Annotated in this window: 13 protein-coding genes; 9 read left to right on the plus strand and 4 right to left on the minus strand. The window is 53.5% G+C overall.

Annotated elements, in window-relative coordinates; translation table 11 throughout:
* Positions 1 to 36: 36 nt before the first annotated feature.
* The 3 genes from ACFSSA_RS14990 to ACFSSA_RS15000 form a co-directional block, all read right to left on the minus strand.
* Positions 37 to 5,703, minus strand: a complete 5,667-nt coding sequence (locus ACFSSA_RS14990; RefSeq protein WP_386821432.1) for a WD40 repeat domain-containing protein — start codon at positions 5,701 to 5,703, stop codon at positions 37 to 39.
* Positions 5,704 to 5,915: 212 nt separating this feature from the next.
* Positions 5,916 to 6,704, minus strand: a complete 789-nt coding sequence (gene trpA, locus ACFSSA_RS14995) for a tryptophan synthase subunit alpha (RefSeq protein WP_386821434.1) — start codon at positions 6,702 to 6,704, stop codon at positions 5,916 to 5,918.
* A 77-nt stretch (positions 6,705 to 6,781) separates the two neighbouring features.
* Positions 6,782 to 8,677: a glycoside hydrolase family 15 protein gene (locus tag ACFSSA_RS15000; protein WP_386821436.1), complete on the minus strand. Its 1,896-nt coding sequence runs from the start codon at positions 8,675 to 8,677 to the stop codon at positions 6,782 to 6,784.
* A gap of 112 nt (positions 8,678 to 8,789) precedes the next feature.
* Here ACFSSA_RS15000 and nagZ point away from each other — a divergent pair, with 112 nt between their 5' ends.
* On the plus strand, positions 8,790 to 9,860 hold the full coding sequence (nagZ, locus tag ACFSSA_RS15005; protein ID WP_386821438.1) for a beta-N-acetylhexosaminidase: 1,071 nt from the start codon (positions 8,790 to 8,792) through the stop codon (positions 9,858 to 9,860).
* 20 nt (positions 9,861 to 9,880) lie between these two features.
* On the opposite strand, the gene dtd is transcribed toward nagZ, so the two are convergent.
* Positions 9,881 to 10,333: a D-aminoacyl-tRNA deacylase gene (dtd, locus tag ACFSSA_RS15010; protein WP_386821440.1), complete on the minus strand. Its 453-nt coding sequence runs from the start codon at positions 10,331 to 10,333 to the stop codon at positions 9,881 to 9,883.
* 104 nt (positions 10,334 to 10,437) lie between these two features.
* On the opposite strand from dtd, the gene dnaB reads away from it, so the two are divergent.
* The 8 genes from dnaB to ACFSSA_RS15050 all read left to right on the plus strand — a co-directional run bounded on the left by dnaB (position 10,438) and on the right by ACFSSA_RS15050 (position 21,028).
* On the plus strand, positions 10,438 to 11,886 hold the full coding sequence (dnaB, locus tag ACFSSA_RS15015) for a replicative DNA helicase (RefSeq protein WP_386821442.1): 1,449 nt from the start codon (positions 10,438 to 10,440) through the stop codon (positions 11,884 to 11,886).
* A 137-nt stretch (positions 11,887 to 12,023) separates the two neighbouring features.
* Complete coding sequence (locus ACFSSA_RS15020; RefSeq protein WP_386821443.1) at positions 12,024 to 12,722, plus strand: cytochrome c3 family protein; 699 nt, start codon at positions 12,024 to 12,026, stop codon at positions 12,720 to 12,722.
* 60 nt (positions 12,723 to 12,782) lie between these two features.
* Entirely contained in the window at positions 12,783 to 16,121 is a 3,339-nt protein-coding gene (locus ACFSSA_RS15025; protein ID WP_386821445.1) for a TAT-variant-translocated molybdopterin oxidoreductase, read from the plus strand.
* Positions 16,122 to 16,156: 35 nt separating this feature from the next.
* A complete protein-coding gene (nrfD, locus tag ACFSSA_RS15030; protein ID WP_386821446.1) occupies positions 16,157 to 17,635 on the plus strand; it encodes an NrfD/PsrC family molybdoenzyme membrane anchor subunit in 1,479 nt (492 codons plus the stop codon).
* A 33-nt stretch (positions 17,636 to 17,668) separates the two neighbouring features.
* Positions 17,669 to 18,226 (plus strand): DUF3341 domain-containing protein, encoded by a 558-nt coding sequence (locus tag ACFSSA_RS15035; RefSeq protein ID WP_386821448.1) that lies wholly within the window; start codon positions 17,669 to 17,671, stop codon positions 18,224 to 18,226.
* Between the two features lie 33 nt (positions 18,227 to 18,259).
* A complete protein-coding gene (locus tag ACFSSA_RS15040) occupies positions 18,260 to 18,910 on the plus strand; it encodes a c-type cytochrome (protein ID WP_386821449.1) in 651 nt (216 codons plus the stop codon).
* A gap of 9 nt (positions 18,911 to 18,919) precedes the next feature.
* Positions 18,920 to 20,230, plus strand: coding sequence for a hypothetical protein (locus ACFSSA_RS15045; protein WP_386821450.1), 1,311 nt, complete (start codon positions 18,920 to 18,922; stop codon positions 20,228 to 20,230).
* Positions 20,231 to 20,254: 24 nt separating this feature from the next.
* Positions 20,255 to 21,028 carry a c-type cytochrome gene (locus ACFSSA_RS15050; RefSeq protein WP_386821451.1) on the plus strand — a complete coding sequence of 258 codons (774 nt, stop codon included), beginning with the start codon at positions 20,255 to 20,257 and terminating at the stop codon, positions 21,026 to 21,028.
* Positions 21,029 to 21,047 lie beyond the last annotated feature (19 nt).

A 21,047-nucleotide genomic window follows, 5' to 3' on the forward strand; every position in this document is an offset into this window, starting at 1 on the left:
GAGCCGCGCGGAACATGTAACTGCGGAGAAAGGAATTCAAGGCTGATCGTTCGCCGACGGAGCGAGCTCAGGATGCCTTTCCAAGGTAAGCTTGAGGGCGGAAACCAGAGTATCCACAAGTTCTCTGGTAATAGTGAGCGACTGGACGACGGCGAGATCGCCAGCCTTAGGCTCTTTTTCGATGAGCTCCTTATACCAATCCACTGCTTTTTCTTTCTCGTTGGCCGCGTAGTGGCCGACAATCAGGTAGACCAGGCTATCGAGCTCATATTGCTTGTCCTCTGCCGTTCTCTTCTGCTCCTCGGCAGCCTTTTTGAACTGGCTGAGAGCCTCCTGATTCCGCCCGAGCAGAAAATTCATCGTCCCTAGATTGTTTGCAGAGACAGTGCCATCATCGGTGACTTTGAAGAATTCCTTTTCCGCGGAAACCTTGTCACCACTGGACCAGTAATTGAGCCCCAGGCGATAATGATAGATCACCTTCCCGGGATGATCCTCGACGAGTGTAACGAGCAACGGGATGGCTTTATCGAAGCGCTTCTCGCCCTCGTAGCTGACGGCTAGGAGATGCAGTGCGTTTTCGTGGTGCGGATCGATCTCCAACGCTTTTTTTGCAAAAATCCGGCAGCGGACTTCGTTGCCCGCCGCCCGAGCCTGGTGGGCAAGATGGTAGCAAACGGAAGGATCCGTTTGTGCGTTACGCTCGCCGAAGGTGACTAGCCGGTCGATCCTGGCCTGTGTTTCCTTTAATTTGACGAATGCCTCCTGATACTCGGTTGAGCCGGCAGGTAAACTGTTCAAGTGCTTGCGGGTCTTTTCCAGGTTCGCCTGTTGCCAGTGGGCAATGGATGCGTGGGCAAGGCCCACCGATGGGAGGGCGGCGAGTAACTCGTCCATTGTGATACCCGAGTCCTCGATCCAGCGCATGCTATCGACATCAATGGCCGGAGAGATCTTCCGTAGGGCTGGTGATTTCAGGAACCAGGAGTCCGGAAACGCCTTGCGCACCTCATCCCATGAATCAGAGGGATTGCAGGGAATCGGGACAAGAGTGTCGCGGATTTTAAGTGCGGTGGATGCCTCCGTGAGAGGCAGAATCTGCTCTGTCATATCAGCGGGAGGATGGATCTCCCGGGTGTAGATGAGCTGCCGGGTGGAAGTGCCGGCCTGATGCTCCGGAGCGATGATAAGGACACGGTTTCCGTCCGGAGTGAAGCGGATGGTGTGGGCAAGGGTGGGTAACTCGAACGAGCGCGAAACCGGTAACGCCTCCCGCCAATCCCAACTTCGGATCGTCGATTTTCCCTGGTTGGAAGAGATTGTAGCGATCGCTTTGGAATCAGGGCTGAAGGTGAAGACATCGATCTGGCCAAAGCTATCGACGATTGCATCCGACATCGGTTTGCAATCCGGGATCGACCACACCCTAAGCTTCCGATCGGCACCGCTGACGCCCAGCAATGACGAATCGGAATTGAATGCGGCGGCGGTGATAAAGTCCGTGTGCATGATGCTTTCCGGAGCCTTTGTCAGATCCGAGAAATCCCATAGATACATGAAATACTCGGACGCTGCGGCAGAACCATTCGCCGAGACGGCGAGCCATTGGGAATCCGGGGAAATCCAGAATGATGATGAATACAGGACCGGATGTTCCAGGGCGATGGATTCGCCGGACGCCACATTCCAGGCGCGAAGTTGAACTTGGTTATTCTGATTTCCGGTAGCGGGTGCCAGGGCGATCAGAGTTCCGTTATCCGGTGTGAACTCGATGAGGCTCGGAGCGATTTTCCCGGTTTTGCTTTTGGAAAGTATCGATGCATCGGAAGTGCTTACAATGAATAACTCGCCGTTTGAAAATGAGGCAAACAAAGTTCCATCCGGGGAGATGGCCCAGTGATCCACCGTTTCATTTGGAGAAACCCAGACGGGCTTTTGCGAGGGTGGATTACTAGATAGATCGTAAAAGCCCACAACGCCTTTGTCGAAATATGCGGCGGCGGTTTTGATTTTTTGATCGACCAGCCAGCCCGTGGAATCCTTCGGCCGTGGGTTCGGAATTTCGGACTCAGTGAGAGAGACGGGATCGTAGGTATAGATATGATCCGGGGATTTTAGGATCAGCTCTTTTTCTGTGAGCTCTGTTTGCTGCACATACTCCGGTGTGCCGAGGGGGAGGGTAAGCGCGGGACCGACCGCGAGATCCCAGATCATGGCGATCTGGGAAGTGCTGGTCAGCAGATAACGCCCATCCCAGGAGAGCAATAAATCTTCCAGACGCGCAGGGTGTCGGATCACATCGAAGACTTGTTTTGCCGAGGCAGCGTCATGGATATAGACGGTGCCGTCAGACTGCGCGGATACGATCAGACGCTCATCCGGGGAGATCGCGATTTTCGTCGCATAGCCTCCGCATTCGAATGTGCGGTCTTTGGACGGATCAGAAATATGTTGGAGTCTTGGCTCGCTGCCCTGGATCGCTACAGCCACGGAAGTGCCATCCGGGCTGGGCATGAAATCCCAGATAAATGCGTTATATTCCAGGGTTCTGGAATTCTCGATGAATTCTCCTTTGGCGATGTCGAGAAACCGAAGCTGATCGACGACTGGAAACGTGTCCCGCTTGCGAAGGTGAACGATGGCGATGTGCTGTGCGCTGCCCAGATCCGCGGGTAGGGCAGGACGGGCTGAAAGGAATTGAAAATCAGGGTCTGTGAGGCGCGCGCTGACCTTTTTTTGCTTTCGATCGAAGATCACCAGCTCTTCCAGTGAGGCACAGATAACGTAGGAATTGCGACTGTCCGCCAGCCAGGCGGGGCTGCCCTTCTGCTCCCAGTGATATTTCTTTTCTCCACTACGGGTCTCGTAGAGAGACACATCACCCGAATTCAGAGCCTCTGCGAAATACTTGCCATCCAGGCTGACCAGAAGCTGCGCGAAGCCCGGAGTCGCGTTTAGCACCGCGCTCTGCTCCTTTGTTTTCGTATTCCAGACACGCAGGCTGAGATCCTCGCGGATGTTCAGGGCAAAAGCAGAATCAACAGCGGAAACCGGAGCCAGGGAATCCGGCTCCTCATTCCAAGGCCCGGGCACTTCCTTCAGCTCATTCAAATCGAAAAGCTGAGGCTTTCCCTTGTCGGTGATGAAAGCGACATATTGCTTCGGCCCAATCTGTCCGCCGGTAATTCTCTGGCGGAAGCTTGTATTTGCGTGGAAAGAACGAACCGGAATCGGCTTTGGCAGGCTGTAGAGTTGCTCGGAATAGAGGCGTGCTAGAGCGCCTGTATGTTTTGGCTTGATGGTGAGCGCCTGGCCCAGAGCCGTCAAACCTTCGCGGCTTTTACCTGCCTCCAATCGCTCGATGCCATTGATGTAAGCAGAGCGTGCCTCGCTGGAAACCGCCTTTGCCTCCGCCTCCTTGGCGAGCTTTTCCTGGGCGATCGCCGCATTGCGTTCTTTCTGCGCATTTCGTTTGGCGCCGATTGCCAAAATCCCGCCGGCGATGGCGATGAGGCAAAGAACAATCGCACCGGCGGTGATCAAGCGCGCGTTGCGGAGGTGGCGTTGATCTTCTTTGCGGATCCGGTCCGCGGATTTTCCGATAAACTCGATTTCGAGCGGATCGAGAGAGGCGAGATGTCCGGCGAGTATGGACTCCGCTGCGGAAAGATTCGGCCCGCGGGGGATGAGATAATCATCAGATTTATCCTTCTCCATCCAGTCGGCCAGCCGTGAGGCGACGCGCGTGCGGGTGTTGAGGAATATCCTGTTATCATCCACCCACGCCACAAGACGTGGCCAATGGCGGAGCAGTGCCTCGTGTGCCACGGAAACGATACGCTCGCCGGAGGGTGATTGATCTGCGGTGAGGAGCCGCGCATTTACCAGCGCATCGACGAGTGTTTTCGCTTCCGGCGTGCGCGTGAGTGTCGGGTAATAGGCTCGTCGGCGGGTAGGCTCTCCGCCCTCCTGAAGCGTGACCAGCTGCTTGCAGAGAGAATCGAACTGGCCCTGCGCATCGGTGGGAAGCGATGAAAAAATCGATTCGGCCCGGGAGCCGATCGCTCCTTCCAGCCCGCCGAGTTGATGATAGGCTTTCAGTGTTAGGAGGCCTTCCGGGGTGCGCTGTTCATAGAGCTGTTCCAACGTGTAGGAGAGGAGCGGCAGCGCGGTGGGATCCTTCAGTGCGGCATCCCGGAGCAGCTCATCAAGATTTTCACCGCTGGAGATGTTTTCCTCAAATGCCAAGCCAGCGATGGCTGCCGGTTGCCGGATCATCTGCCCGATATCCGAAGCCGACGGAGCCGGCAGCGCGTAGGTGCCGGAGCCTTGCATCAAATCCACAAGGGCGGGAAACTCGAGGCAGCGGGGATAGAAATCCGAGCGTAATGTGGCGAGAAGAAAGACGCGGCCGGAGTTTGCCAGGGCGATCAGAATTTCCATGAAGGAAGAGAGCGTATCCGGGGAAAGATCCGAGGTGAAAAGCTCTTCCAACTGATCGGCTAGTAGCGCGATACGAACCGCAGGCGGGGATAGAGTGTCGATCTTGTCGCGCAATAATCTGGCATCCTCCTCTCGGTGCTCGGAGAGGAAAAGCTTTCGCATTTCCTCTAGTTCCCGCTTGCGTTTGGTAAGCGCAAGTGCACCGGCCTGCGTGAGGGCCTGGCGTAGCAGGAGACCGCCGCCGGCAGGCTGGGTGCGGATTAGATCGGCAATTTCCCGGGGTGTGGTGCCATCGGCAAAAAGCTCAGGGAGGCCCAATGGGGTATCGAGACTTTGAACCAGGGCGAGGATAGGGTCTGAGGCGACATCAGCCGGTTTGAAGATGGCCGTGCGCCATTCATTGGCACCCTCGATGACGCCAGGATTCGTCAGCATCGGCAGAATACCGGCACGTGCGAGAGAAGATTTTCCGCTGCCGCTGGACCCTAGAATGAGGACAAAGTGTTTGGGCGGATGTTCAGTATTGGTTTGGGCATCTAGCTCCTGCGATTGAAAGCTCGTGATGATTTCGCCGATCTGTGCTGTGCGCCCGAAGAATACCGGCGCGTCTTTGTAATCGAATGAGGCAAGACCGAGGTATGGCTGGCGGTTGTAGGTAGGCTTGTTTTTTTTCGCAGAGTCGGGTCCGGGAGAAACTAGTGGAATGCGGCCGGTGATATATGACCGGAGGGCGATCGTAAGTTTTTCTTCGAACTCTCCTAGCGTGGAATAAATATTAATCGCGCGGGTGAAGAAAGTATCGTCCTGGAAGTAGGTATCGAAGAAATTATCGAGGCGGTCGATTTCCCGGTCGACCATTTCCCGCACTTCCTTCGGGCGGGAAGGTCTGCGTGGCTCGGTGGTGTTCCGGAAAACGAAAATGTCTGGTGTGCCCTTCAGCTCGTGTGCCTGCATGGCGGTGAAAAATTCGTATTCCGTGCCACTTTTGAATCCGCCGCCGCCGGGTTTCGGGTGGCGTGAGGGATCGAGAGGAGTCCCGAGACGCGACCAGAGAATGCAAACAACGATATCAAAATCGTCCATTTGCGGGATATTTTCCTGATAATCCTTCGTCGCCACCATCACCTCGTGTTCCCAGAAGTAGGGTTGGATGGACGCGGTATCTCCAATCTCCGTCTGCAGGCGATCGACGATTCGTTTCGCCGTTTCGCGTTCCATTTTTACATCGCCGGGAGAGGAAAAGAAGATGCGGATATTCATGGGGGAGTGGATTGGGGACCCGATGCCTCGCAATAGGTCTCGGGTTATTTTATTAAACATAAACCCGTAAAAACGGGAGTAACTTCTTTGTAAAAATTCCTTCGCCGATGGACTAAACAAAAAAACTCCAAAATCGGAGATGGCAGCTTACGACGAAGCGCTCTCTCCGATATGGAGAAGGAAATCAAACTTGATTTTGGAACCAGGGTGGATCAGCGGATCGCCTGAATCAGGGGAAGCGTGAACTCGCGGACAGCCTGGGCAGGATTTTCGAGGTTCAGCTCCACTTGTTTGACGATGGCGGAGCCGACGATGATCCCGTCCGAAGATTTAGCCACGAGAGCGGCCTGTTCGGGGTTCGAGATACCGAAGCCAACACACACCGGGGTTTCGGTATGTTGCTTGATTGCCGCGACCTGGGCGGGAATCGTTTCGGCTGGTGCGGAGTGCCCGCCCGTAACTCCGGTGCGGGAAAGCGCATAAATGAATCCTTCCGATTGTGCGGCGAGTAGTTTTACCCGCTCCGGCGGCGTGGATGGAGCGATAAGCCTGATGTGGGATAGGCCGTGGTTTTGCGCCAATTCTTCGGAGAGAGCTGCCTCATCAGGGGGCAAATCCAGGAGTAGAACTCCGTCTGCTCCGGCATCGACCGCCTCTTTCTGGAATTTTCCGAATCCATAGGTGAAAATGGGGTTCAGATAGGTGAAAAGGACAAGCGGAGTGGATTGGTTTTTCTCCCGGAAAGCCCGGATGAGATCCAATGTCCGGGCTGTGCTCATTCCGGCCTTTAGCGCGCGATCTGCTGCCATCTGGTTGACGATACCATCCGCGAGCGGATCGGAAAACGGTAGCCCAAGCTCCAGGACATCCGCGCCGATGTCCGCAAGAGTGTGCATGATTTCCAGGGATTTATCAAAATTGGGATCTCCGGCGGCAATGTAGGCAATGAAGGCTTTCTTGTTCTGTTCTCTGAGAGCTGCGAAGGTATCGGTCAGGCGCATGGGCGGAAGTTATGCGGCAACGGGAAAATGTTAAACTCTAATTGCACCATCTCGCGATTCATTGCCGAGACAGCGGTTTATCCCAGGCCGCCGCGGACTCTGCGTGATGGATGCATCGATAGTCTCCGATCCAGGTCGAAGGCCGCACTGATCATGGCGAGGTGGGTGAAAGCCTGGGGAATATTTCCGAGGAATTCTCCCTTTTTTCCCAATTGTTCCGAGAACAAGCCAAGATGATTGGAGTAGCCGAGCATTTTCTCGAACATCAGCCGTGCTTTCTGGACGTCGCCGGAGCGTGAAATGCACTCGATATACCAGAATGAACAGATGGAAAAACTGCCTTCCTTGCCTTCCAGTTCATCGGAAAACGCCTCGCCGACGTGATAGCGGTGCACCAGCGAATCTTCCACGAGATCGTTCTCGATCGCCTTCAGGCACGAAAGCCAGCGCGGATCCGTCGGGCTGATGAACCGGACGAGCGGCATGATCAACGCGGATGCATCGAGAGCCGTCGAGCCCTTGGACTGGACAAAGGCCCCTTGCTCCTCATCCCAGAAATTCTCGAAAACAGCATGGTAGATGGCATTTCGATTTTCCTGCCAGAGAGCCGTTGGGGCGGGAAGTCCGCGTTTTGACGCGAGCCGGATCGCGCGATCCAGTGCTACCCAACACATGACCCGGGAGTAGAGAAATTCACGGTGGCCTCCCCGGATTTCCCAAATGCCCGCGTCTTTATCCCGCCAATGATCGCAGACGTAGGCAATGAGTCGCTGCAGATTCATCCACAGGTCCCTGGAAATCGGCGAGCCGTATTTGTCACATAGATAGACGGAATCCATGACTTCGCCGAAGATATCGAGCTGGATCTGGTCATGATTGGTCGAGCCGATCCTGATCGGCTTCGAGTGCATGTATCCCTCCAGCTGGTCGAGATGGAATTCGCCATCCAGCTTGGTGCCATCAATGCGATACATGATTTGTAACACCTCATCGTCGCCGAGTTCCTTGATGCGGTTCTCCAGCCAGTTCGTGAAAGCCTGTGCCTCCTCCGTGTAGCCGATTCTCATCAGTGCGTAGGTGCTGAAGGATGCGTCCCGCAGCCAGGTGTATCGATAATCCCAGTTCCGGACGCCGCCGACTTCGTTGGGGAAGCCGAAACAGGGTGCCGCGATGACAGATCCATGCTTCTTGGAAGTGAGTAGCTTGAGAGCGAGTGCGGAGCGGTGAACCGCCTCCCGCCAGCGCCCGTCATAGGTGCAACGCGCGATCCATGCCCTCCAGTAATCGCAGGTTTTTTTAAACGAATCCGATGAATATTCCTCGTTTCCACAGCGGCTATCGCGCTCGGCACCTGCCTCTTCCATGGTAAAGGTCGCGTGCTCGCCGGCCTTGAGGGTGAATTCCGCGTAGCCATCGTTTTCAAGAATCTCAAGCGGCACGGATGAATGGAGCCTGAGCTTCAGGCCATCCGATCCCTCGGACTCGAAAAGCAGGCAGTTTTCACACTCCGCGGTGACCTTGTGGCGCGCGCGGGCATAATCGAAACGAGGGGCGAAAAGTAACCGGAAGGAGACCTCGCCGATGACACACTTCGCCCTTCTTACCAGTGCCTGCTCACAGGGGCCTTCATCGGCGGATAGCACCATGTAGTTCGAGATCTCACCGACTCCCTCGGTGGAGAGAAATCGAGTGATCAGAACATTTGTATCCGGCAGATAGAGCTGCTTTTCGTTCATTTCCTCCAGCAATGGCCGGATTTGGAAGCGCCCGCCTTTCACCCGATCGGTATTGGCACAGAAAATGGATGGAGAATCGAACTCAGGAAAGCACATGAAATCAATTGAGCCATTGCGGCCAACCAGTGCCGTGGTCCGCAAATCGCCGATAATTCCGTAGTCTTCGATCGGTGGGTAAGAGTCGTTGAGTGACCGGTCGATTTCCGCACGAGTTTCCTTGTCCAATGTTTTTGGCATTTTCCAACATGGCACACCTTCACCGGATATTCCAAATATTCCGTTGTGCTCAATGGATCCTGCAAAGCCTCTATTGCCAAACCGGATAATTTGATTTTCCTTACTGATAGACATGGACGGTGAATTGCTATTGCTGGGAGTAAAGGGTGCGGAGCTAACAGTCGATGAGGCGGCGCTTTTCAAGAAACTGCAGCCTGCCGGTTATATTCTTTTTACCAGAAATATTGTGAGCGCCAGGCAGGTGAGAAAGCTCACGGATGATCTCCGCAGTTTAAGCGAATTGGAGCCTATAATCTCCATCGATCAGGAAGGCGGGCGTGTCACCCGGACAAAGGATATCGCTCCGGTCCTGCCATCTGCCTCCGCTTTTGCCGCGAAGCCTGAAGTCGAGCAAATTGCGAGGGCAGGAGAAGCGACCGCCGAGTTACTTAGATTGCTGGGTGTGAATTTAAACTTCGCCCCCGTGTTGGATCTGGATCATTTTCCCGGCCTGCAAAACGCCTTGAGACAGCGCTGCTGGGGACGTGATCCACAGGATGTGATCAATCGTGCGGGTATGTGGAACCGCTGGACGCGGAAACGTGGAATGCTCAGCTGTGGAAAGCATTTTCCAGCCTGCGGTCGGGCGCAATGCGATCCTCATGAGGACTTGCCTTCATCCGATGCGACCATTGAGGAAATGATGAAAGAAGACGTTATCCCATACACCGCACTCATGCCGGAGCTGGATTCCATCATGCTCGCCCATGTGATGTTTCCCTCCATCGATAAGGAGTTTCCGGCATCGCTTTCCAAAAAAATCGTGACTGGCTGGCTGCGTGGACAGCTGGGGTTCGATCGGCATCTTGTGATGACGGACGATTTGGATATGGGTGCGATTATGAAGCGCTACGGGCGTGGCGAAGATGCCAAGCTCGCGATTGCCGCGGGAAATGATCTGGCAATGATCTGTCACCAGACGGATTCAGCCGAAATCGCCGCGAAGTCAATCGGCGAGATTTCCTCATGGCTGAGGGATGATTCGAAGGAGCGGCTTGGGAAATTCCGCAAAAAAATGGACGCTCCGGTGGCTTGGTCCGATGCCAGATGGGAGGCTGCGTGCGAGAAAATCTCCGATATAGCTGCGAAAATTCCAGAGCCGGAAGTGGGAGATGAAGCGCGTAGCGCGGTGACGGAATATTAGACACCTCCGGTGGCAGAGGGCTATTCTCGGTTCCGGCTATCGATCCAGATGGTTACAGGACCGTCGTTGATCAGGGCGACTTTCATGTCCGCTCCGAAAACACCACGACCGACCGGTTTGCCAATCTCTGCCGAGAGTTTTTCGCAAAAGCTCTCATAAAGCGGCTCGGAGATCTGCGGGGGTGCGGCCTTGAGGAAGGATGGGCGGTTTCCTTTCCTGGTGGAAGCATGCAGCGTGAACTGGCTGACAACCAGAATTTCCCCGGAAACATCAGCAATGGAAGCATTCATCTTACCTTGTTCGTCTTCGAAGATTCTCATCCGGGCAATCTTATTGCAAAGCCATTCGATATCGGAGCAATCATCGCCGCTTTCAATTCCGATGAGAACCAGAAGTCCACAGGCGATTTCCGAGACTGTTCTTCCGTCAATCGTTACGCTGGCTGATGAAACCCGTTGTAGTAGTGCTCGCATGGACTCGAAAGTGCCTCTTGTTCACAGTTGTGACAATCAAATCGTCCGAAACGCAGGGTATGGATTGCGATCTGTCTCCGCTTCTGACAAACAGGGTTTTGCACATGGCTGAATCACTCAAACCTTTCCCGAAAAACAACAACAACTCCGGTCCAAGTCTACAAGATGGCGCTTCCGTGGTCGATGATGTGACCCGCGCGCTCCCGCATGCGGTAGGACCGGAAAAGTCATTGCTTTCGACGATGCTGCAGGATCCGCAGGAATATATCGGCGCGGCAATTGAGCAAAAACTCACCGCGGCTCACTTCTATTTGCCGAGCCACTCGACTTTGTTCGGCTTTCTCATCGAAATGTTCGAGGCCGGCCACGAGGTGGAGCTTGTATCCCTTGTCCAGCGCTTGCTTGACAGAGGGCTTCTGGAGCGGGTGGGTGGACCCGGGTATCTGACCGAGCTCTACACCTATGCGCCCAGCCCAGGGCACTTCCATCACCACCTCCAACACGTAAAAGACAAGTTCGTCCTGCGCGCGATCATCCGCAGCTCCAACGAGGCGGTCGCCCAGGCTTATGAGGCACCGGATGAAGTTCCGGCATTGCTGGACTCCGTCGAGGCCAATATTTTGGCAATTCGCGAGAGCTCTGAAACGAACCAGACCCAGACGCTAAAGCAAACCGTCGAGGAAGTTATGAGGAATTTCCAACAGTTGCTCTCCAAAGAAAAGGTATCAGCGGGGCTCAGCACTGGCTTCGAAGAGCTCGATAAAAAGTCGGGAGGACTGAAAGCAGGGGAAATGTTTGTCGTCGCGGCCCGTCCTTCGATGGGTAAGACGTCGTTCATGATGAATATCGTGGAGCATATCTGCCTGGATCAGGAAAAGCCGTGTATGGTTTTTTCCTGCGAGATGAGCTCCGCGCAGTTGGTTCAGCGTTTGCTTTTCGCTCGGGCAAAGTTCGCCGCGTCCCAGCTTTCACGAGGTTACACGCCGAAGAGGCAGGAACTCGAACGCGTCCGGAACGCCTCGGTCCAGATCATCAATTCCAAGCTTTTTATCGACGATACTGCAGGAATCTCGATCAATGAGCTACGGGCAAAGGCCCGGCGTAAAAAACGCGACGAAGGCATCGAATTTATCGCGATTGATTATCTCCAGTTGATGAAATCCCGCACCAAACAAGCGGAAAACTCCCGTGAGCGGGAAATTGCGGAAATTTCCGGCGGCATCAAGAGCTTGGCCAAGGAATTATCGATCCCGATTCTTATCCTAGCGCAGCTCAACCGTGGTCCGGAAGGCCGGACAGGCAAGAGTCTGGGGATACCAAGGATGTCAGATCTACGGGAATCCGGCTCCATCGAGCAGGATGCCGACCTCGTCGGGCTTCTTTACCGTAATAAATACTATGCGGAGAACGAAGAGGAACGCGCCGCCCTGGAAGGAAAGGCGGAATTAGTGCTTGCCAAAAACCGTAACGGGGAAACCGGCGGGATCCCGCTCACCTTCATCGAGGATCTGATGCGTTTCGAGACTGGCGCACCCGCCGAAGAACCGGAATAAGTGCCTGTAAATAAAGGAAATACCGCTCAAAAACAAAATCGTCACAAAAAACGAAAATAGTTCACGAAAAACGCTTGTGAAATTTTTCACAATCTCCCAATCTTCGTCCGGCTCACCGCCTCACTCACCTAGCTCTCATGGCGAATATTTTTCCACGTTGGTCAAACCTCCTACCTCTCAAAATTGCATTTTGCCTTGGCACCGTTGGCGCTGGGGTAGCTTTGGCGTTTGCCTATTATGCAACTCCGAAGGCACAAGTTGTTGGTTACCAGCCAACTCAACCGATCCCGTTCTCGCATAAGATTCACGTAGATCAGCTTGGTCTCGATTGCCGTTACTGTCATTCGTTCGTGGATGTGTCCGGCCACTCCAACGTGCCGACTGGAAATACCTGTTGGAACTGTCACCAGCATGTTCAAAAGGATAGCCCTAAGCTTGCTCCATTGCATCGCTCTATGGATGTCAGTTTCCCTGGTTATGATGGTAAGCCGATCGAATGGGTGCGTGTCCACAAGGCACCAGATTATGTCTACTTCAATCACTCTGCTCACGTGAACCGCGGTATTTCCTGCCAGAGCTGCCACGGAGATGTGAATCACATGGAAGTGGTTTATCAGCATGAGTCGCTTTCGATGGCATTCTGTATTGACTGCCACCGTGCGCCAGAGCATCACCTCCGCCCTCTGGAAGAGGTGTATAATCTCAACTACAGCGATGCGGATGTTGCCAAATACACCCAGGATGAGTCTGTGAAAACAACTCTCGATCTCGGACGCAAGCTCAAGGAGCAATTCTCGATCCAGCCGAAGACCTCTTGCGCAACTTGCCACCACTGATCTCTGGTATCTCCCTTCTTTCCTTCAATTTATTTCTGAAATTTTCTCCGCAGCCCTGATATGAGCAAACGCATTTTGCAACACCCCGAAGTCCCGCAAGACGAAAAAACCGTCTCATGGCGCAGTGCCGGACAGCTTCAGGATACCAAAGAATTCCGCACCTGGATGGACCGCGAATTTCCACAAGGTGTCGCTGAAATGGAAAATCAAGACGAGCTGGATACGTCACGCCGGACTTTCCTTAAATTAATGGGATCTTCGACAGCGCTTGCCGGCTTCGGGATGGTTGCTTGCCGCCGTCCGGAGGCATACATTGTTCCATACGCCCACGCTCCGGAGTGGGTGATTCCTGGGAAGGCTACCTATTATGCTTCCTCGATGCCACGCGCTGCGGGTGCGGTGCCATTGGTGGTAACCACCTTTGAAGGTCGTCCGACCAAAGTCGGGCCGAACAGACTTCACCCCGACTACGAAGGAACCGACGCATTTGCCCAGGCTTCCGTCCTGGATCTTTATGCTACTTCGCGGTCCCGGAAGTTCCTGAAACATGGCAAAGCCGACAAGCTGAACAATTTCCAGAGCGTCTTTACCGACATCGTCCAGCAGGCAGATGCAAAGATTGGTTTTGTCTTCGGTCATGATGAAAGCCCGACGCGCCTCCGCCTCGTGGAGGAGCTCAAGGCCAAGTTCGGCAATTCAAAATTTTATCAATACGAAGCTCTTTCCGGGAACGACGATGCAGTTCTTGGCGCAGGGGTGAAATTGGTTCCCGATTTCGCGCAGGCGGACCGTATCCTCTCGCTTGATTGCGATTTCGCGGGAACGGATACACAAGGCTCCAATATCGGTTTCTTCAACCGCCGCAAGCCCGAGGGCGCTGGCTATAACAAGCAAGCGGATGCAGCGGGCATGAACCGTCTTTACAGTGTGGAATCAGCATTTTCGCTGACAGGCGGAATGGCTGACCATCGCCTGCGTGTGGCTCCCAGCCAGATCGCAAGCGTTGCAGCACAAATCGCTCGCGAGCTTGGTGCTTCCGCAGGAGATCTTGCCCCTATCACGGATTCAAAACAGCTTTCCTGGATCAAGGAGCTTGCAGCTGATCTCAAAGCCAGCGGTGCGAAGACAGCGGTCCTTGCAGGCTCGCGCCAATCGGCTGCTGTCAAGCATTTGGCTCTGGCCATCAATTTGGCGCTGGGGAACATCGGAACAGGTGTGAAAGCCTACCAGACCGGAAACACAGGCTTTGGAGATGTCACAGCTCTTACCGCGGATCTTAACTCTGCGGCGATCGAGACAGTGGTGCTGATGACTCCTGCAAATCCGATCTACGATGCACCGTCTGATCTGAAATTCCCGGAGGCACTTTCCAAGGCCAAAACGAGTATCCATTTCAGCGATAGAACCAATGAAACCGCCTATGCCTGCACATGGCATGTCCCGGCAGCACATTATCTCGAGTCTTGGAGCGATGCCCGGACTGCGAATGGAGTTTACACGGTCGTCCAGCCGATGATCCTTCCTCTCTACCCGGATTGCGTTTCGGAAATCGAACTACTCCTGGCATTCCTCGCTGAGGACGGAAAAATCACCACCGGTGAAGGAGAAGAGGGGGCTGCCGCACCGGCATTCCTCGCAGTTAAGGAAACTTTCGGCGGCTCCGAAGCGGAATGGAAAAAGGTTCTTAAAAACGGTTTCGCCGATGGGACCGTGTATGAATCCGCCACACCAGCTCTTGCAGCGAACGCGCCTGCGGATATTTCGAATGCAAAAGCTTCCGCGCCTGGCACAGACAAGCTCGACGTGATCTTCGCCACAGATGCATCGGTTTACGATGGTCGTTGGATCGATAATGGCTGGCTCCAGGAAGCGCCGGACCCGATTTCCAAGCTCACCTGGGACAACGCAGTGCTGATCGCGCCAAAAACAGCGAAAGAACTCGGTATTTACGATCATATCATTCCGACGGAAATTCCACTCGCAGGCTCTCCGGCAGATGGTGAGGGTGAGAACCGTAAGTCACCGATGATTACAGTGACTCTTAATGGGAAATCGGTCGATTTTCCTGTCCTGGTTTCCTTTGGCCAGGCGGAGAATACCCTGATCATTCCATTGGGATACGGCCAAGGTTTTGATGGCGACGACGAGCTCGGCCGCACAACGAAAGCCTCGAAATTTGTGGGTCTCGTTGGAATGAATCGTGGTTTCGACGCATATCCTCTCCGCACCTCGGACAGCAGCTACTATGCCTCTGGCGCGAAGGTTACCCTCAGCGGTAAACGTTATTCGGTAGCATTAACCCAAGAGCATCATGCGATGTATGGTCGTGCGCTTGCTCGTGAAATTTCAACTGCCGAGGTAAGCAAGAAGGGCGATTTCAAGAAGCAACTTGCCGGAGTTAAAAAGCAGGGCATCGATTCCCATGCACCGAAGAACATTTCACTCTATATACCTGAAAGTTCATCCACATGGCACCCGGATAAGGACGGCAATGCCCAATCGCTCCTGAGTGATCCACTTCACCAGTGGGCCATGTCGATCGATCTCTCATCATGCATGGGTTGCAACGCCTGTTTGGTCGCATGTCAGTCTGAGAATAATATTCCGATCGTCGGTAAGGCTCAGGTCGCCAAAGGACGCGAAATGCACTGGATCCGGATGGACCGTTACTTCGCAGCCCAAGAGGACAACGATTTTGATGCGGATAACGTAGCGCTCGTCCCACAACCGGTGGCGTGTATGCAGTGCGAATCGGCACCATGTGAAACCGTTTGCCCAGTGAACGCAACAGTTCATACCGAAGATGGTCTCAACGCGATGGCTTACAACCGTTGCATCGGAACCCGCTATTGTGCGAATAACTGCCCCTATAAGGCACGTCGTTTCAACTTCTTTGACTACAATAAGCGCAATCCGCTGATCAAAAATAATCTCAACCGAGGTCCTGCTGGCGAACGTCAAGACCACGAACCGAAATCGCTTCAGAAAAACCCTAACGTGACGGTGCGTATGCGCGGAGTAATGGAAAAATGCACCTATTGTGTGCAACGTCTGAAAGATGCGGTGATCCGCCAGAAGCAAGGTCAGAAGCAGGACGTTCTTGCATCAGGCGGTCAGCTTTCTCCGGATGTCAAAGTCGGCAGTGAAGCACTCCGTATTCCTGTGGATTCGGTGAAAACTGCCTGCCAGGATGCTTGCCCTGCGGAAGCGATTTCCTTCGGAAATAAACTCGATGGCAAAGCATCCGAGATGGGACGTGCGAAAGAGCTTGAGCGGAACTACGATTTGCTCAACTACATCGGCACACGCCCACGCACCAGTTATCTTGCCCGCGTGAAAAACCCGAATCCGAAAATGCCGGACGCCAAATTTGTCGGTCAGGCAACGATCAACGCCTAATTTTCTCTCTGATTTCTCCAGATTTACCCATTCCCATGGCATCCAATACAGAAACCGCCCCACACACTGAAGCCGGAGTAAAGATTCCGGTCCTGAAGCGTGAGAAGCTCATCCTCAACGAGAGATCCTACCATTGGATTACAGACAGGATCTGTGGCATCATCGAAAATAAACAACCGTTTCTTTGGTGGTTGCTTTTCATTCCTTCCGCGATCATCGCCATGATTGGTGTGGGTGGGGGACTTTTTCACCTTGTCTCAACCGGTGTTGGCGTATGGGGAAATACGAACCGCGTGATGTGGGGTTGGCCGATTGTGAACTTCGTTTTCTGGATTGGTATCGGCCACGCTGGAACCCTGATCTCGGCGATTCTCTTCCTGACCAGACAAAACTGGCGGACATCCATCAACCGGGCAGCGGAAGCAATGACCATCTTCGCGGTGATGTGTGCCGGTATTTTCCCGGCGTTCCACGTCGGCAGAGTATGGTTCGCCTGGTTCCTGGCACCGATCCCGAACGCCAATGGAATATGGCAAAACTTCAAATCTCCGCTCCTTTGGGACGTTTTCGCGGTCTCAACCTACTTTACGGTATCTCTGATCTTCTGGTATCTCGGGATGGTTCCCGATCTCGCAACTATCCGTGACCGTTGCAAGCCGGGCATTCGTAAGATGCTCTACGGGATCTTTGCCATGGGCTGGAGAGGTGGCAACCGCCAATGGAGTCATTACGAAATGGCTTACCTTTTGCTCGCGGGTCTCGCGACTCCGCTCGTTCTCTCCGTTCACTCCGTCGTTTCCTTTGACTTCGCGACATCGGTAGTCCCGGGCTGGCACACAACCATCTTCCCTCCATATTTCGTGGCGGGAGCTATCTTCGGCGGCTTCGCGATGGTTCTCACCATCATGATTCCGGCGCGCTTTATCTATGGTCTGCAGGATCTGATCACGATGAAGCACATTGATAATATGGCGAAGATCATTTTGCTTACCGGAACCATTGTGGGGTATGCCTATCTGATGGAGCTTTTCGTCGCTTTCTACTCCGGCGCGGTGTATGAAATGGCTGCGTTCAAATTCCGGATCGCAGGTCCCTACTGGTGGGCATATGCGGCAATGATGAGCTGCAACGTGCTCTCACCACAGATCTTCTGGTTCAAGTCCATGCGCGAGAATCTGTGGGTCGTGATGATCGTGGCAATGTTTGTCAACATCGGGATGTGGTTTGAACGTTTTGTGATCATTGTCACCACGCTTGCCCGGATGTGGCTGCCTGGAGATTGGAAGACATTCTCACCGTCTCCGCAGGATCAGATGCTTTTCGTGGGCACCATCGGGATGTTCCTAACTCTCTTCCTTCTCTTCCTTCGTTTTCTTCCCTGCATCAACATTGCCGAGGTCAAATGGACCAAGCTGGAGAGCGATCCGCACTTTGATGACATTGAATCCCATCCGGATAAGGGTGCTACAGAGATCAGCGCTTATCAGCAGGAATTGGCCGAGACCAAGAACTAACCCATTTTATAACTCTTAATTCATAATTATCCAGTGAGCACCACCCGCAAACGTGTTTATGGCTATCTTGCCGAGTTCAAAAGCGCCTCAGCGCTTTATAAGGCAGCTGAGAAGGTGCGAGACGCCGGCTTCCGCAAATGGGATTGCTACACACCATATCCTGTCCACGGTCTCGATGCTGCTATGGGGATGAAACGTTCGGTTCTACCGTGGTTCGTTTTCTGCGGAGGCATTACCGGAACCGCTACCGCATTCACCTTGGCATATGTTACCCAGGTCGTGATCTACCCGACCGTCGTGCAGGCCAAGCCCACCAATATTTTCACCATCCCGGCCTTCTTCCCGGTGATGTTCGAGCTCACGATTCTCTTCTCCGGCTTTACCGTTCTTTTCGGTCTGCTTGGCCTGATGCAGCTCCCGCGCTTGAATCATCCGCTTTTCGGCAGCAAGCAATTCCATCGGGCAACAGATGACGGCTTCTTTATCGCAATCGAAGCCCGTGACGCAAAATTCAGCCCTAAGGGAACCCGCGAACTCCTTGCGGAAATTGGCGGCGAAAACATCGAACTCGTCGAAGAAGAAGAGAAATAATCACCCTTATCCTTATCTAATTTCCTAACAGCCATGCGCTACTTTTTCATAGCATACGCGTTTATCGCCGTTCTCGTCGTCGGGATCGGAGGATTCCGCGGTCAGCATTTCTCCAAGCCGCCTATTCAGATTTTCCCTGATATGGATCAACAGGATAAGCTTCAGGCTCAAGAGCCGAGTAATTTCTTTTCCGATAGACAAGGCGGACGTCACCCGGTCACAGGCTCACAACCCCTTGGCTTCAATGAAACCGGCGAAACGGAAATCGGCGGGATCCCTGAATATGAGTTCGGAGGCCAGGATGGCTATTATTATAGCGGCCATGTAGGTGATTATTATGGCACGGGAATGCCGGAGGAACTGTCTCTGGATGAAGCTTCTGCAGAAGCATTCATTCGTCGCGGCGAGGAACGCTTCGGCATTTATTGTGCGGTCTGTCACGGCAAGGCCGGTGACGGCCAGGGTATCACCAGTCGATATGGTGTTCCCGGCATCGCGAATCTCCATCTCGATCCTTTCAACGCCGCCTCCTACCCGGATGGCCGGATGTTCGAAGTCATCACCAAAGGCAAAGGCCAAATGGGTGCTTACGGTCCGAATGTTTCCGTTCGTGACCGGTGGGCAATCATCGCCTATGTCCGCACTCTCCAAGCCGCAAAAGTAGCAGCAACAGCAGCCCAATAATTTCCTCAGATGTCCCATCACGTAACATCCGCTGACCTAGCAATTAACGGTGACCACCTCGATAAATCGAAGGTCGCCAAGGTAAAAACAATCTGCCTCGCGGTTGCCGCCATCGGCACATTGATCAGTTTGTATCTGCTCTTCCTCGCACCTGAGAAGATCCGCGGTAGCTTCGCCTACTCATGGGTTTTCGCCTACTATTTCTTTCTTACGCTATCAATCGGCGGGGTATTCTGGACTCTGCTCCACAATGTCTCCAACTCAGGGTGGGGGACATCGGTCCGGCGCACTTTTGAGAATCTTGGTGCTACATATCCATGGGTTTTCCTCTTCGGCTTGCCGTTGCTACTGCCTCAGGTGAACCAGTATCTTTACGAATGGATGAACATCCATCGCGGAGCTGGCGAAGCTGATATGAAAGAGTATCTTCACCATACCGATCACTTATTGTATAACAAACATTGGTATATGAATATGCCGTTCTGGTATGGTCGTTTCATATTCTACGGAGTTGGCCTGTCCGCAGTTATCTATTTCCTCCGTAAACTCTCTACGGATCAAGATACAGATCCCAATCCCGGTGTTAAACGGCTATTCCTTGCCCGGAAACATTCGACCTATACGCTGATCATCTTCGCTCTGACGATCACCTTCACCGGTTTCGACTTCCTCATGGGCCTCGATTACAAGTGGTTCTCCACAATGTGGGGTGTTTACCTCTTCGCTGGGTCCACCTTGAACTCCATGGCAGTGATCATTATCGTCTGCACGTATCTCAAGAGCCAGGGACATTTGAAGCATGTCACAGGTCCGGAGCATTTCCATATCATGGGTAAGTTGCTTTTCGCCTTCACTGTCTTCTGGGCTTACGTCGCCTTCTCCCAGTTTTTCCTCATTTGGTATGCGAACATTACGGAGGAAACCTCCTATTTCCTGATCCGAAACACCGGTAACTGGAACACGGGGATGATCATCCTGGTATTCGCCCACTTTGTCGTTCCCTTTGTTGTGCTCCTACAGGCGTGGCTGAAGAAAAAGCCGAAGTATCTTGCAATCGTATCGGTTTACACTCTCTGCATGCACGTGCTGGACCACTACCTAATCACCATCCCGGAGCGGGGCGTTTCCTTGGGAAATATAAAACCCGAGGTGTTTGGCGAGATTTCAACCTCCATTCCCGGTGCCTTCTGGGGGGACATCCTTGCTTTCATCACCATTGGTGCTGCTTTTGTATTCTTCCTGATCCGCGCCATCTGCCAACATTCGCTCTATCCAAACCGCGATCCCCGTATTCTGGAATCCGCAAATCATAGTAACTAATTTTCCACTCTGTTCCCCAAACGCATGGACCCCACTCGCGACAACCCTCTGATCCGCATCAAAGCTTTCTTTGATGGCCTCGGGATTTTTACTTTCTTCGCTCTCCTTCTTGCCTTGATTTTTGGCTTCGGAGCCGCATTCGGAATCTTCAGAAAAGGCCAGGAGCCCGAGGATGCCGCTGGCAAGATCCGATATGAGATCAAGACAGAAGTAGATGAAGCCCAGGCAGCGGTAATTTCACCTGAGCAGATTGAAGCAGTAATCCCGACAGCTGCAAAAGCCTTGATCGCTTCCAAGCCGGCCGCCGTTGAGAAGCCGGAGCAGATTGTTCCCGGCTCCGAAACCGCAAGGAAGCTTGAAGAAGCTCCGGGTCCTGATTTATCTAACATTGATGCTCCCGCCGAAGATGAGGATGCACCAATTGATCCTGCGCAGATGGAGATAGGAAAGGCACAGTTCCTCGTATGCGGAGCTTGTCACGGCCAGAATGGGGAGGGGACTGCCGCCGCACCACCATTGGCTGGTTCAGAATGGGTTACAGGCCCTGTTTCAAATTTGATCCTGATCCAACTGCGGGGACTTAAAGGCCCCATCACTGTAAAAGGGCAACAATATGAGTTCCCAGCGGGGATGACCCCAATGGCTTATCAAACCGATGAGCAAATTGCAGGCGTTCTCACCTATATCCGTAATAGTTTCGGAAACAAAGGCTCGGCAGTGAAGCCTGAGCAAGTCGCTTCGCTTCGCGGTGAAGTCGGCAAACCACAAGTTACGGCTGAAGAACTCACACAACCGTAAGCACCACAGCTAAAACGTT

Source organism: Luteolibacter algae (genome assembly GCF_042683045.1).
GTDB lineage: Bacteria > Verrucomicrobiota > Verrucomicrobiia > Verrucomicrobiales > Akkermansiaceae > Luteolibacter > Luteolibacter algae.

Bases quoted from the DNA above. Each gene is read 5' to 3' on its own strand.
- ACFSSA_RS14990 (WP_386821432.1), bottom strand. From the start codon at position 5,703: ATGAATATCCGCATCTTCTTTTCCTCTCCCGGCGATGTAAAAATGGAA.
- trpA (WP_386821434.1), bottom strand. From the start codon at position 6,704: ATGCGCCTGACCGATACCTTCGCAGCTCTCAGAGAACAGAACAAGAAA.
- ACFSSA_RS15000 (WP_386821436.1), bottom strand. From the start codon at position 8,677: ATGCCAAAAACATTGGACAAGGAAACTCGTGCGGAAATCGACCGGTCA.
- nagZ (WP_386821438.1), top strand. From the start codon at position 8,790: ATGGACGGTGAATTGCTATTGCTGGGAGTAAAGGGTGCGGAGCTAACA.
- dtd (WP_386821440.1), bottom strand. From the start codon at position 10,333: ATGCGAGCACTACTACAACGGGTTTCATCAGCCAGCGTAACGATTGAC.
- dnaB (WP_386821442.1), top strand. From the start codon at position 10,438: ATGGCTGAATCACTCAAACCTTTCCCGAAAAACAACAACAACTCCGGT.
- ACFSSA_RS15020 (WP_386821443.1), top strand. From the start codon at position 12,024: ATGGCGAATATTTTTCCACGTTGGTCAAACCTCCTACCTCTCAAAATT.
- ACFSSA_RS15025 (WP_386821445.1), top strand. From the start codon at position 12,783: ATGAGCAAACGCATTTTGCAACACCCCGAAGTCCCGCAAGACGAAAAA.
- nrfD (WP_386821446.1), top strand. From the start codon at position 16,157: ATGGCATCCAATACAGAAACCGCCCCACACACTGAAGCCGGAGTAAAG.
- ACFSSA_RS15040 (WP_386821449.1), top strand. From the start codon at position 18,260: ATGCGCTACTTTTTCATAGCATACGCGTTTATCGCCGTTCTCGTCGTC.
- ACFSSA_RS15045 (WP_386821450.1), top strand. From the start codon at position 18,920: ATGTCCCATCACGTAACATCCGCTGACCTAGCAATTAACGGTGACCAC.
- ACFSSA_RS15050 (WP_386821451.1), top strand. From the start codon at position 20,255: ATGGACCCCACTCGCGACAACCCTCTGATCCGCATCAAAGCTTTCTTT.